This is a genomic window from Streptomyces sp. NPDC034043 (genome assembly GCF_055575675.1).
This window is the reverse complement of sequence record NZ_JBVISF010000007.1, coordinates 174178-186834: the sequence shown is the minus strand read 5'-3', so window position 1 is coordinate 186834 and position 12657 is coordinate 174178. Positions and strand designations below refer to the sequence as shown.

At 75.6% G+C, this 12657-nt stretch carries 12 protein-coding genes; all 12 read left to right on the top strand.

What is annotated here, in order from left to right; genetic code table 11:
• Nucleotides 1–3: 3 nt before the first annotated feature.
• The gene (locus ACZ51S_RS19275; protein WP_468802795.1) at nucleotides 4–1014 is read left to right on the top strand and encodes an ornithine carbamoyltransferase; all 1011 of its coding nucleotides are present in this window, start codon (nucleotides 4–6) and stop codon (nucleotides 1012–1014) included.
• Nucleotides 1011–2435, top strand: a complete 1425-nt coding sequence (locus ACZ51S_RS19270; RefSeq protein WP_468802794.1) for an MFS transporter — start codon at nucleotides 1011–1013, stop codon at nucleotides 2433–2435. Before ACZ51S_RS19275 ends, ACZ51S_RS19270 begins: the two co-directional genes overlap by 4 nt.
• A gap of 194 nt (nucleotides 2436–2629) precedes the next feature.
• Nucleotides 2630–3418: a Tat pathway signal sequence domain protein gene (locus ACZ51S_RS19265; RefSeq protein ID WP_468475336.1), complete on the top strand. Its 789-nt coding sequence runs from the start codon at nucleotides 2630–2632 to the stop codon at nucleotides 3416–3418.
• A gap of 77 nt (nucleotides 3419–3495) precedes the next feature.
• Nucleotides 3496–4704 (top strand): inositol-3-phosphate synthase, encoded by a 1209-nt coding sequence (locus ACZ51S_RS19260; protein ID WP_468802793.1) that lies wholly within the window; start codon nucleotides 3496–3498, stop codon nucleotides 4702–4704.
• A complete protein-coding gene (locus tag ACZ51S_RS19255; protein WP_468802792.1) occupies nucleotides 4701–5687 on the top strand; it encodes an SCO3242 family prenyltransferase in 987 nt (328 codons plus the stop codon). Before ACZ51S_RS19260 ends, ACZ51S_RS19255 begins: the two co-directional genes overlap by 4 nt.
• Nucleotides 5684–6580, top strand: coding sequence for a sugar phosphate isomerase/epimerase family protein (locus ACZ51S_RS19250; RefSeq protein WP_468802790.1), 897 nt, complete (start codon nucleotides 5684–5686; stop codon nucleotides 6578–6580). The genes ACZ51S_RS19255 and ACZ51S_RS19250 overlap by 4 nt, the downstream gene beginning before the upstream one ends.
• Complete coding sequence (locus ACZ51S_RS19245; RefSeq protein ID WP_468961519.1) at nucleotides 6577–7251, top strand: EboA domain-containing protein; 675 nt, start codon at nucleotides 6577–6579, stop codon at nucleotides 7249–7251. Before ACZ51S_RS19250 ends, ACZ51S_RS19245 begins: the two co-directional genes overlap by 4 nt.
• An 84-nt stretch (nucleotides 7252–7335) precedes the next feature.
• Nucleotides 7336–8193 (top strand): TatD family hydrolase, encoded by an 858-nt coding sequence (locus ACZ51S_RS19240; protein WP_362474144.1) that lies wholly within the window; start codon nucleotides 7336–7338, stop codon nucleotides 8191–8193.
• 21 nt (nucleotides 8194–8214) lie between these two features.
• Entirely contained in the window at nucleotides 8215–9414 is a 1200-nt protein-coding gene (gene eboE, locus ACZ51S_RS19235; protein WP_468475341.1) for a metabolite traffic protein EboE, read from the top strand.
• Nucleotides 9411–10799, top strand: coding sequence for an alkaline phosphatase family protein (locus ACZ51S_RS19230; RefSeq protein WP_468475342.1), 1389 nt, complete (start codon nucleotides 9411–9413; stop codon nucleotides 10797–10799). Before eboE ends, ACZ51S_RS19230 begins: the two co-directional genes overlap by 4 nt.
• 30 nt (nucleotides 10800–10829) lie before the next feature.
• Nucleotides 10830–11651 (top strand): 4'-phosphopantetheinyl transferase superfamily protein, encoded by an 822-nt coding sequence (locus ACZ51S_RS19225; RefSeq protein ID WP_468475343.1) that lies wholly within the window; start codon nucleotides 10830–10832, stop codon nucleotides 11649–11651.
• A 277-nt stretch (nucleotides 11652–11928) separates the two neighbouring features.
• Nucleotides 11929–12615, top strand: coding sequence for a hypothetical protein (locus ACZ51S_RS19220; protein WP_468802788.1), 687 nt, complete (start codon nucleotides 11929–11931; stop codon nucleotides 12613–12615).
• Nucleotides 12616–12657 lie beyond the last annotated feature (42 nt).

The following is a 12657-nucleotide window of genomic DNA, read 5'->3' as shown; positions in this document are numbered from 1 at the left end:
CCGATGGACCGCCACACCACCGACCGGCAGGGCCGACGCCCCGCCCGCCACCTGATCTCCATCGACGACCTCACCGACCGGGACCTGCGGCGGATCGTCTCCCGGGGCGCCGAGTTCTCGGCCGGCGCCGCCACCGGTTCCGACGCCCTCGAAGGGCTCGTCGCCGGCGTCTACTTCGCCAAGACCTCCACCCGCACCCGCACCGCCTTCTCCTCCGGGGCACTGCGCGTGGGTGCCCGCATCGTCGCCTACGGCCCCGGCGACCTCCAGCTGAACACCGGGGAGTCCGTCGAGGACACCGGCCGCGTCCTCTCCGGGATGCTCGACGTCCTCGTCGCCCGCACCGCGGGCCCCGAGGCCGAGCTGCGCGGCTGGGCCTCCCAGGACCGGATGGCCGTCATCAACGCGATGAGCGCCGAGGAACACCCCACGCAGGCCCTCACCGACCTCACCACCCTGCTGCGCCACTTCGGCCGGATCGAGGGACTGCGCGTCCTGTACGTCGGCGAGGGGAACAACACCGCCGCCGCCCTGGCCCTGGCCCTCACCCGCTTCCCGGGCGTCCACTTCGAGCTGCGCACCCCGCCCGGCTACGGGCTGCTGCCCTCCATCACGCGGCGGGCCCTGGCCCAGGCCGGGCGCACGGGCGCGGTACTCGTGGAGCGGCACGACATGGACGCGCTGCCCGAGGACTTCGACGCGGTCTACACGACGCGCTGGCAGACCACGGGCACCGAGAAGCCGGACGCGAACTGGCGGGAGATCTTCGCCCCGTTCCAGGTCACCACCCGTCTGTGGGACGGCAGCCCGCGGGCCGTCTTCATGCACGACCTGCCCGCCCACCGGGGCGAGGAGGTCACCGCCGAGGTGCTGGACGGGCCGATGAGCATCGCCTTCGCCCAGGCCGCCAACAAGATGCACAGCGCGATGGCGGTGCTGGAGTACACCCACTCCGGCCCGGAGCCGGGCGCCGACGAGCTCGCCGGGCCGCGTCCCGCACTGGCCGTACGGTGACGCCGCCGCCGAAGACGGCGACGGACCCGGCGGTCCTCCAGTGGCACCTGGCCGACGAGGCCGGGAGCACCCCCGGGGCCGAGACGGAGGCCGGGACCGCAGCCGAGGCCGCGAAGGTCGAGGCCGGGGTCAAGGCCGCCGGGGCCGGGGCCGGGGCCGGAGCCGGAGCCGGAGCCGGAGCCGAGACCGGGGCCGAGGACGCGCCGGGCGCGCCGAAGGACGTACCACTTCGCCGCAACCGGGACTTCACCCTCCTCTGGGGCGGCGCCGGACTGTCGCTCCTCGCCGGCCGGGCCACCGCGGTCGCCTACCCGCTCACCGTGCTGTGGCTCACCGGCTCGCCCGGCGACGCCGGCCTGGTCGGCACCGCCCTCCTCCTCCCGCAGCTCCTCGTCCAGCTCCCCGGCGGCGCCCTCGTCGACCGCTGGGACCGGCGCCGGATCATGCTCGGCGCCGGCCTCGGCCAGGCCCTGGTCGCCGGAGCGGTGGCGGCGCTGCTGCTCACCGGACACGTCTGGCTGTGGGCGCTGCTCGCCGCCGCCTTCGTGGAAGGCACCCTCGGCGTCCTGCACCAGCTCGCCGAGCGGGCCGCGGTCCCGGCCGTCGTCCCCGCCGCACAGCTGCCCGCCGCCCTCACCGGGAACGAGGCACGGACCCGCGGCGCGGCCATCGCCGGCCAGCCCCTCGGCAGCGGCCTGGTCGCCCTCGGCGCCTCCCTCCCCTACGTGGCGGCACTCGTCGGCCAGCTCGCCTCGCTGGCCCTGCTGTTCGGGGTCCGGGGCAAGCTCCAGAGCGAGCGCACCGGACCGCGTCCCGACCTGGTCGCGGACGTCAAGGAAGGCCTCCTCTGGATGTGGCGCCAGCACTTCCTGCGCGCCGTCATGGCCGCCGTGGCCGTCTCGAACCTGCTCTTCCAGGGCCTCAACCTGGCGGTCATGACCGGGATCCAGGAGAACCACGGCTCACAGTTCCAGATCGGTCTCGTCCTCTCCCTGAGCGGAGCCGGCGGTCTCGTCGGAGCCATCAGCGGCGGCTGGTGGGCCACCCGGTTCTCCCTGCGGACCCTGGTCCTCGGCGGACTGGCCGTCTGGACCGCCCTCATGGTGCCCGTCGCGTTCCTGCGCGACCCGTTCGCCCTGGGCGCCCTGTTCGCGGCCAGCGGCTACGTCGGCGGCGTCTTCAACGTCGCCGGCGGGGTCTTCATGGTCCGCGTCGCCCCCGACCGGATGCGGGGGAGGGCGAACTCCCTCGCCATGCTGGTGGGCGGCGGAGCCATGGCCGCCGGACCCGTCGCCGCCGGCTTCGCCCTCGAGGCGTACGGGCCCACCCCCACGGTCCTCGGACTCAGCGCCGCCATGGGCCTCACCGCGCTCGCCGCGCTGCTCTCGCCCGCCCTGCGCCGCAACCCGCTCGACGCGTAGCACCGCCCGCCCGCACCTCGTCCCGCAGCCCGCGCGGACCCCTGCCCAGGGGGTCCGCGCGGGCTGCGTTCCCGGGGCCCGCGCGGACGTACGGGACGTATAGAGCGGCCATAGCGGGCCACGGAAAAGTACAGGTCATCGCAGTCCCCCGAATGCCCGTCCGCATCCGCGCCAGACCCTGAAGGAGCACGCCCATGCCGCTCAACTCCATGGACCGGAGGAGCGTCCTGCGGACCGCCCTCGGCGTTGCCGGGGCCGCCGCCACCGTCGGAATCGTCGGTGCGACGCCGGCCGCCGCCCACGGCCGCCGCCGCCCGGAGCTGCCCAAGGTCGAGGGCCTCGTCGGCGACCGCTGGGCGAGCGAGTTCTGGTACGACTACGACGAAATGTCGTACTACAACCCCTCCGCGGAGATGAAGGCCGCGGTCGGGGCGATCACCGCCCCCTTCGGCGGGTTCACCAAGTCGTACGACGCCTGGGTCGCCACCCGCCAGGGCGGCCGCTACCCGCGCAGCTGGATGGAGATCATCCAGCCGAACCGCGCCCACTTCGAGCTCCTCTCCCGCGAGCAGCGGAAGGTCTACGACAAGTGGTACGGCCGTGACCCCAAGGGCCTCGTCTTCGCCTTCCAGGAGTTCGGCCAGGGCACGCTCTTCGACCCGCGCCGCCCCGCCGGCAACAAGGTCCACATGATGAACTACACGCCGCCCACCCCCACCCAGGCCTACCACCGCTGGCACGCCTACCTGCAGTCCTTCCAGCTGCTGAACATCGACCGCCGCTTCTGGGCGCACATCAACCGCCTCACCGGCATGGCCTGGGAGCTCCAGTCGATCGGCAAGCCGGTCAACGACGCCAACGACAACAAGCACCTGCCCAAGCACGTGGTCAACAAGGTCACCGCCAAGTGGCTGTGCCGCTCCGACGCCAAGGTCACCTCGGCCTTCGACGTGTGGCCCTACCCGGCCGACATGGGCAAGTGACCGCTCGCCGGGGCCCGTCCGCCGGACGGGCCCCGGACCCCCCCACATCCCGTAAGACTCAGGAGGAATGGCACACCATGCGACACACGACCGGATCCGCACCCCGAATCGGAGTCTGGATGGTCGGCGCGCGAGGCTCGGTCGCCACGGCCGCCATCGCCGGCGCCGCCGCCATCGTGGCGGGTGCCGCCTCCCCCGTCGGGTGCGTCACCGAAACTCGCCCTTTCGCGGACGCGCCCCTCCCGGCTCTCGCCGACCTGGTGTTCGGCGGCCACGACGTCGTCGGCACCCCGCTGTCGGCGAGGGCCGCACAGCTCGTGGACGCGGGAGTCCTGCCCGCGTCCGTCCTCAGGGCGCTGGACACCCCGCTGGCCGCCGCCGAGCTGGAAATCCGCGACGGATCCCCCCGCCCGGGGGAGTCCCAGGCCCGGACCGCCGCCCGCCTCGCCGAGGACATGGCCGCCTTCCGCGACCGGCACGCCCTGGAACAGGTCGTCGTGGTCAACGTCTCCTCCACGGAGCCGCTGCCCGACCCCGACCCGGCCTTCCTGGACCTCGCCGCCCTCGAAGCGGGCCTCGCCGCCGGATCGGTGACCCTGCCCGCAAGCTCCCTCTACGCCTACGCCGCCTTCACCGCGGGCTTCTCCTACGTCAACTTCACCCCCTCGGCGGGCGCCGCCCTGCCCGCCCTGGAGGAACTGGCCCGGCTGCGCCGCGTCCCGCACGCGGGCCGCGACGGCAAGACCGGTGAGACGCTCGTCAAGAGCGCCCTCGCGCCCATGTTCACCCAGCGCGCGCTGCGCCTGCGCTCCTGGTCCGGCACCAACCTGCTCGGCGGCGGCGACGGGGCGACCCTCGCCGACCCGGCGGCGGCCCGCTCCAAGACCGAGTCGAAGCAGCGCAGCCTCGAGGAGACCGTCGGCCACGCCGTCCAGGGCCAGGTCCACATCGACAACGTGCCCGAGATGGGCGAGTGGAAGACCGCCTGGGACCACATCTCCTTCGAAGGGTTCCTCGGCGTCCGGATGACCATGCAGTTCACCTGGCAGGGCTGCGACTCGGCGCTGGCCGCCCCGCTGGTCCTCGACCTCGTACGGCTGACCGCGCTGGCCGGCCGCCGCGGCGAGTCCGGGGCGCTGCCCGCCCTCGGCTTCTTCTTCAAGGACCCGGCCGGCTCCACCGAGCACAACCTCACCCTCCAGTACGAGACCCTGCGCGCCTGGGCCGCCGGCGTCCCCGCCGACGCCCCGGCCCAGCCGGATCCGCTGACCGGAGCCCGGCCGTGACCCCGGCAGCGGGCCCGGCCGTGAGCCCCGCCGCGATGGCCGCCGCGGCCGGGCGGCCGCTCCGCCCCGCATCCACCGCCCCCACCGGACCGCTGCGCCTGCCGCCCTTCCCCGGGCGGGCCTTCCGCGCCCGGCGCACCCTGCGCGCCTACGCCGAGCTGCTGCGGGCACCCGCCGCGATCACCGTCCCCGGCGACGTCCTCGCCGGGGCGCTGGCCGCCGGACGCGGTACCGGCCCCCGCACCCTGGGCCTGGCCGGCTCCTCCGTCTGCCTCTACTGGGCGGGCATGGCCCTCAACGACTGGGCCGACCGGGAGACCGACGCCGTCGAGCGGCCCGAACGGCCCCTGCCCTCCGGCCGGATCACCCCCGGCGCCGCCCTCGCCACGGCCGCCGCGCTGACCGCCGCCGGCCTGGGCGCCGCCGCCCTCGCCGGCGGGCCCCGCACCGTCCTCACCCGGACCCTGCCCCTGGCCGCCGCCGTGTGGGCCTACGACCTCGGGGCCAAGAACACCCCGCTCGGCCCGGCCGTGATGGCCGCCGCCCGGGCCCTCGACGTCCTGCACGGCACCGGCCCCGGCCCGGCCCGCCCGGCCCTGACCGCCGCGGCCGCCGTCGCGGGCCACACCCTGGCCCTGACCCGGCTCAGCCGCCACGAGGTCGCCGGCGCCCCGCCCCACGAGGCCGCCCTGACCGCGCTGGCCTCGGCCGCCGCGGCCGCGGGCACCCTCACCCGTGCCACCGGACCCGTACAGGGCGCCGCCCTCGCCCTCTACGGGGCCGGCTACGGACCCGCCCTCGCCCGGGCCGTCCGCCGGCCCGCCGCCCCCGAGGTGCGCCGGGCCGTCGGCGCCGGCATCCACGCCCTCCTGCCCCTCCAGGCCGCCCTGGCCGCCCGGGCCGGAGCGCCCCGGCTCGCCGTCACCCTCGCCGCCGCCCTGCCCGTGGTGCGCCGCCTCGCCCGGAAGGTCTCCCCGACATGAGCGCGGCCACCGCGCTCCGGTTCTCGTACGGCACCAACGGCCTCGCCGACCACCGCCTCGGCGACGCCCTGCGCCTGCTCGCCGACCTCGGCTACGAGGGCGTCGCCCTGACCCTGGACCACCAGCACCTGGACCCGTACGCCCCGGACCTCACCGCCCGCGTCGACGGGGTCCGCCGCGCCCTGGACGCCACCGGCCTGGCCGTCGTCGTGGAGACCGGCGCCCGCTACCTCCTCGACCCGCGCCGCAAGCACCGCCCCACGCTGCTGTCCGCCGAGCCCGAGGGCCGCCGGCTCCGCCTCGACCTGCTGCGCCGCGCCATCGGCATCGGCGCGGAACTGGGCGCCGGAGCCGTGCACTTCTGGAGCGGCACCGCCGACCCGGGCACCACCGGCGAACAGGCCTGGCGGCGGCTGGTCGACGGCTGCGCCGAGACCGTGGGCCACGCCGAGGCCGCCGGGATCGACCTGGCCTTCGAACCGGAGCCGGGCATGCTCGTCGCCGACCTCACCGGCTACCGCAGACTGCTGGCCGACCTGGGCCGGCCGGACCGCTTCCGGCTCACCCTGGACCTCGGCCACTGCCGCTGCCTGGAGCCCTGGCCCGTCGCCGACTGCGTGGCCCTGGCCGCCGACCGCCTCGCCCACGTCCAGATCGAGGACATGCGCCGGGGCACGCACGAACACCTCCCCTTCGGCGAGGGGGAGATCGACTTCCCGCCCGTCCTCGGCGCCCTCGCCGACGCCGGCTACCGGGGGCTCGTCTCCGTCGAACTCCCGCGCCACAGCCACGCCGGAGCGGAGACGGCCCGCCACAGCATCGCCTTCCTGCACGCCGCCGCCGGCCGGCGCCCGCCGCGCCAGACCCCACAGAAGGAGGCCGTACCGGTATGACCGCCCCCACCCTCGCCCCGCCCGCCGCCCCCCTCGCGGACAGCGCCGTGCACGACGCGCTGACCCTGCGCACCCTCCGGGAGTCCCTGCGCTCCGTCCTCGACCAGGAACACCGCACCCGGCTCACCGCCGCCGCGGACGCCGTGGCCGCCGAAGGCCCCGCCGCCCTCGACCGCCGCTTCCCCGCCGCCGGACGCGAATACGGCCGCGGCCCCCTGCCCGGCTGGGCCGACTGGGCCGTGGAGGACGCCATACGCACCGTCCTGCTGCTGGCCCTGACCCGGTACGGCACCACCGGCGCCGCCCTCGCCGCGGAAGCCGCCGACCGGTACGCGCACGGCGACGCCGCCGAACGCCGCGGCGTCCTGCGCGCCCTGCCGTTCCTGCCCGTCGGCGACCGCGCCGTGCACCTCACCGACGACGCCGTGCGCACCAACGACAACCGGCTCATCGCCGCCGCCCTCGGCCCCTACGCCCGGGCCCACCTCGACCAGTACCGCTGGCGCCAGGCCGTCCTGAAGTGCCTGTTCGCCGGGATCCCGCTGGCCAGGGTGGCCGGCCTGCACGAACGCCGCGACGCCGAACTCGCCCGGATGGCCCACGGTTTCGCCGCCGAGCGGCGCGCCGCCGACCGCACCGTACCGGCCGACCTGTGGTCCCTGGTGCCGTGACCCGCTAGGGCCTGGGCCCGCCGGGCGCCGCACCGGCGACCCACGACAACTGACGTACCACCGACCCCGACCGGAGCCCCGACCATGCGCATCTTCGACCCGCACATCCACATGACGTCCCGCACCACGGACGACTACCGAGCGATGCACGCCGCCGGCGTGCGCGCGCTGGTCGAGCCCGCGTTCTGGCTGGGCCAGCCCCGGACCTCCCCCGCCAGCTTCACCGACTACTTCGACGCGCTCCTAGGCTGGGAGCCGTACCGCGCCGCCCAGTTCGGCATCAGCCACCACTGCACCATCGGCCTCAACCCCAAGGAGGCGAACGATCCGCGCTGCACCCCCGTCCTGGACCTGCTGCCCCGCTACCTCGCCAAGGACGGGGTCGTCGCCGTCGGCGAGATCGGCTACGACACCGTCACCGAGGCCGAGGACCACGCCTTCGCCGTCCAGCTCGCCCTCGCCGTCGAGTTCGCACTGCCGGCGCTCGTCCACACCCCGCACCGCGACAAGGCCGGCGGCACCGGCCGCTCCCTCGCCGTGATCCGCGAATCGGGCATCGACCCCGGCTTCGTCGTCCTCGACCACCTCAACGAGGTCACCGTCCGCGAGGTCCGCGACTCCGGCTGCTGGATGGGCTTCTCCATCTACCCCGACACCAAGATGACCCCCGACCGCATGGTCGCCATCCTCAAGGAGCACGGCACCGAGCGGATCCTCGTCAACTCCGCCGCCGACTGGGGCCACAGCGACCCGCTGCTCACCCGGGCCACCGCCGAGGCCATGCTCGCCGCGGGCTTCGACGAGGACGACGTCGACCGCGTGCTGTGGCGCAACCCGGTGGCCTTCTACGCCCAGTCCGGCCGGCTCGGCCTCGACGGATACACGGACGTACAGGCCGCTGGCCTCTACGCGGGCAACTCCATCGCCCGCGGCGGAAACTGATCAGGGAAGAAGGAACGCCTGATGCGCTTCCGCCACCCGGACGGCTCCGCCGTCCACCTCTCCTACTGCACCAACGTCCACCCCGCCGAAACCCTGGAAGGGATCACCGCCCAGCTCGACACGTACGCCGAACCGGTCCGCCGGGCCACCGGCGAGCCCGTCGTCGGCCTCGGCCTGTGGCTGCCGGTCGACGCCGCCGCCGCCCTCGCCGCCGACCCGGCCGCCGTCACCCGGCTGCGCGGGGAGCTCACCGCCCGCGGACTGGAGACGGTGACCCTCAACGGCTTCCCCTACCGGGGCTTCCACGCCCCCGTGGTCAAGCGGGCCGTGTACTACCCGGACTGGTCCGAGCCAGCCCGGCTCGACTACACGCTGAACCTCGCCCGGATCCTCGCGGGACTGCTGCCCGACGACGCCGAGCGCGGCTCGGTCTCCACCTTGCCGCTGGCGTGGCGCACGGCCTGGTCCCGCACCCGGACGGCCGCCGCCGCCCGCCACCTCGACGCGCTCGCCGCCGGCCTCGCCCGGATCGAGGCGGAGACCGGCCGCACCGTGCGCGTCGCCGTGGAGCCCGAGCCGGGCTGCGTGGCGGAGACCACCGAGCAGGCCATCGAGGTGCTGTCCGACGTCGACCACGACCGGATCGGGCTGTGCCTGGACGCCTGCCACCTCGCCGTCGCACACGAGGACCCCGACACCGCCGTCGGCCGGCTGCTGGCGGCCGGCCTCCAGGTGGTCAAGCTCCAGGCCTCCAGCGCCCTGGAGGCCGCCGACCCGCAGGACCCGCGGGTACGGGACGCCCTGGCCGCCTTCGCCGAGCCGCGCTTCCTGCACCAGACCCGCGAGGCCGGTCCCGACGGCACCGGACTCCACGGCTCCGACGACCTCGGGCCCGCGCTCGCCGGAGCCCTGCCCGGCAAGGCGCCCTGGCGCATCCACTACCACGTGCCGCTGCACGAGGAGCCGGCCCCGCCGCTGACCTCCACCAGCCCGGTGCTGCGGGACACCCTGCGGACCCTGTTCGGCGGGGACCACGCCGTCACCGACCACGTCGAGGTGGAGACCTACACCTGGTCCGTGCTGCCCGAGGACGCGCGGCCCGTCGGCGAGGCCGGCCTCGTCCGGGGCATCGCCGCCGAACTCGCCTGGACGGCGCGGGAGCTGACCGCGCTCGGCCTGACCCCGACCGCACCCGCCGCGCAGAAGGAGCCCGGCTCATGACCCCCTCCGTCCGGCGGAAGAAAACCGCCGTCCTGTGCACCGTCGGCCTCACCCCCCGGCTGCTGCCCCACATGCCGAACGTCCGGGCCATCGGCGAGCAGGGCTTCACCGCCCCGCTCGACACGGTGTTCCCCGCCGTCACCGCGACCGTCCAGGCCACCCTCACCACCGGCACCCTGCCCCGGGAGCACGGCGCCGTCGGCAACGGCTGGTACTTCCGCGACCACGGCGAAGTGATGATGTGGCGCCAGCACAACGCCCTCGTCCGGGGCGAGAAGGTCTGGCAGGCCGCCCGCCGCCACGACCCGGACCACACCACCGCCTACCTGTGCTGGTGGTGGGCGATGGGCGCGGACGTGGACACCGTGCTGACCCCGCGGCCCGTCTACCACTACGACGGCCGCAAGGCACCGGACTGCTACACCGTCCCCGCCGCCCTGCGCGACGAACTGACGGCCGCTCAGGGCGAGTTCCCCCTGTTCAACTACTGGGGGCCGACCGCCTCGCTCACCTCCACCCGGTGGATCGCCGGCGCCGCCCGGCACGTCGCGGACACCCGCGACCCCGACCTGTCCTTCATCTACGTCCCGCACCTGGACTACGACCTCCAGCGGTTCGGCCCCGACAGCCCCGAGGCCGTCCGGGCCGCCCGCGAGGCCGACGCCGCCCTCGGCCCGCTCCTGGCCGACCTGCGCGACCGCGGCACCACCGTCGTCGCCCTCAGCGAGTACGGCATCTCACCGGTCAGCCGGCCCGTGGACATCAACCGCGCGCTGCGCCGCGAGGGACTCCTGTCGGTCTACACCCAGCGGGGGATGGAGTACCTCGACCCGTACACCTCGCGGGCGTTCGCCGTCGCCGACCACCAGGCCGCCCACGTCTACGTGCCCGACCCGGCCGACGTCCCGCGCGTGCGCGACGTACTGAAGTCCCTGGACGGGGTCGACGAGATCTGGGACCGCACCCAGCAGGCCGACTACGGCATCGACCACCCCAACGCGGGCGAGCTCGTCGCCGTGTCGGAACCCGACGCCTGGTTCACGTACTACTACTGGCTCGACGACCAGCGGGCCCCGGACTTCGCGCGCGGCGTCGAGATCCACCGCAAACCCGGCTACGACCCGGCCGAGCTGTTCTTCGACCCCGCCGATCCGGCGGCCAAGGCCAAGGCGGCCCTCGCCGTGCTGAAGAAGAAGGCGGGGATGCGCGCACCGCTCCAGGTGGTGCCGCTCGACCCGGGCTGCGTCCGCGGCAGCCACGGACGGCTGCCCGGCGACGACCGCGACGCGCCCGTGCTGCTCTGCTCGGACCCGTCCCAGGAACGGCCCCGCTACCACGCCACCGAGGTGAAGGACCTGCTCCTGCGCCTCGGCGGACTGACCTGACAACGCCCTCAAGGGGGAGAGGAGGACCCGATGACGAGCCAGACCCCGACCGCCGTGCGCGGCCGCGTCGACCACACCGCCACCACCGGTGTGCTGCCCGTGCCCGGACCGGCCGCACGGGAGGCCGCGAGACTGCGCGCCACGGGCGAGGCGCACGTGTGGTGGTGGCCGCTCGAGGACCGCGTGGACCAGGACGAGTTCGACCTGCTCGACGAGGTCGAGCAGGTACGCGCCCGCCGCTACCGGGCCGAGAAGGACGCCGCCGCCTTCGTCCGCACCCGGGCCGGCGCCCGGCGTGCGATCGGCGCACTGCTGGGGGTGGACGCCCGTACGGTGGCGCTCGGCCGCCGCGTCTGCCCCGGCTGCGGCGACCTGGAGCACGGCCCGCCGGCCGTCGCGAGCCCCGCCGTCGGACTCGCGGTGAGCCTGACCCGCACGAGCGGCTGCGGAGTGCTGGCCCTGCACGCGGGGGACTGGATCGGGGTGGACGTCGAGGCGCTGCGGCCCGTGGAGTCCGGCTCCCTGGCCAATGTGGTGCTCGCGCCCGCCGAGCACGCCTACATCCTGTCGCTGCCCGCCGGGCCGGAGCGCACCGCCGCCTTCCACCGGGTGTGGACCCGCAAGGAGGCCGTGCTCAAGGGGGTCGGGCTGGGTCTGCTCGGCATCGACCTCAACGCCCTGGACGTCAGCCCCGGCAGGCCGGGGCCGGTGGAGGTGGAGCACGGCTACCAGGGCGAGGTCAGCAGCTGGCAGATCGACGACCTCGACCTGGACGGCAACTGGTCGGCCTCCCTGGCCCGCCCCGTCGACGGCTCCCCCCTCGGCCCGGTCCACCGCCACCGCCCGTCCTGACCCCCGGCCGGTCCCCGGGGCCCGCCTCCGCCGGGCAGGACCCCTGCCGGGGTCCCGCCTCCGCCGGGCAGGACCCCTGCCGGGGTCCCGCCTCCACCGGCCCCTGTTCCCCCGCCGGGCTCCTGCCTCCGCCGGTTCCGGCTTCCTGCCGGGCCCCGGCCCGGCAGGGCACCGGCGTCCACCACCAGGCTCCGGGCCCGGATCCCTCCCCCGTGGGGTCCGGTCCCGGTCCGGCCGACCTCCCCGCACGGAGGACCGACTTCATCCGGAGCTCCCCATGGCCCAGTCCACCGCCCCCGCGCCCCCCGCGCCCGCCGCCCCTGCCCCCGCCCGGACCGGGCCCCCGCACACCCCCGCCCCCGGGGCCGCGGCGGTGTCCGGCGGGCTCCTCGCCGCCGCCCTGCTGCTGTGCGCGGGTCCCCTCGCCGGCGGCGCCGTCCAGGAGTTCCTGGACCGCATGGCCGGCGTCTTCGCCCTGGTCGCGCTCACCGGCTCCGTGATGCTCGGCCTCGCCACCGTCTTCCGTGACGTACTCGGCCCCGCCCAGCGGCAGTTCGCCCAGCTCCTGCACCGCGCGGCCGGCCTGGCCGGCGTCGGCTTCCTGCTCGTCCACATCGGCGTCAAGGTCGCCGCGCGGAAGGTCGACGCGGTCGACGCCGTACTCGGCTGGGGGAGCGGGGACCTCCTGGTCGACCTCGGCACCCTGGCCGCCCAGCTCTTCGTACTGGCCCTGCTCACCGGCCTGTGGCGGGGCGTCTTCGCCACCCGCCGCTGGATCCGCCCGTTCCGCGTCCTGCACGGGCTCGCGTACGCCGGCTGGGCCGCCGGCCTCGTGCACGGACTCGGCGCCGGCCGCACCCCCGCCGGCTGGGTCGTCGCCTGCTACGCCCTCTGCGGCGTCGCCACCCTCGCCGCCCTGGCCCACCGCCTCACCCGCGGCCGCCGTACCGCCCCCACCCGCTGACCGTCCGCCCGACACCCACCGAACCAGCCCCGGACCGCATGG

Excerpts from the sequence above, each read along its gene's own strand:
- ACZ51S_RS19275 (WP_468802795.1), top strand. The coding sequence starts at position 4 with ATGGACCGCCACACCACCGACCGGCAGGGCCGACGCCCCGCCCGCCAC.
- ACZ51S_RS19265 (WP_468475336.1), top strand. The coding sequence starts at position 2,630 with ATGCCGCTCAACTCCATGGACCGGAGGAGCGTCCTGCGGACCGCCCTC.
- ACZ51S_RS19260 (WP_468802793.1), top strand. The coding sequence starts at position 3,496 with ATGCGACACACGACCGGATCCGCACCCCGAATCGGAGTCTGGATGGTC.
- ACZ51S_RS19250 (WP_468802790.1), top strand. The coding sequence starts at position 5,684 with ATGAGCGCGGCCACCGCGCTCCGGTTCTCGTACGGCACCAACGGCCTC.
- ACZ51S_RS19245 (WP_468961519.1), top strand. The coding sequence starts at position 6,577 with ATGACCGCCCCCACCCTCGCCCCGCCCGCCGCCCCCCTCGCGGACAGC.
- ACZ51S_RS19240 (WP_362474144.1), top strand. The coding sequence starts at position 7,336 with ATGCGCATCTTCGACCCGCACATCCACATGACGTCCCGCACCACGGAC.
- eboE (WP_468475341.1), top strand. The coding sequence starts at position 8,215 with ATGCGCTTCCGCCACCCGGACGGCTCCGCCGTCCACCTCTCCTACTGC.
- ACZ51S_RS19230 (WP_468475342.1), top strand. The coding sequence starts at position 9,411 with ATGACCCCCTCCGTCCGGCGGAAGAAAACCGCCGTCCTGTGCACCGTC.
- ACZ51S_RS19225 (WP_468475343.1), top strand. The coding sequence starts at position 10,830 with ATGACGAGCCAGACCCCGACCGCCGTGCGCGGCCGCGTCGACCACACC.
- ACZ51S_RS19220 (WP_468802788.1), top strand. The coding sequence starts at position 11,929 with ATGGCCCAGTCCACCGCCCCCGCGCCCCCCGCGCCCGCCGCCCCTGCC.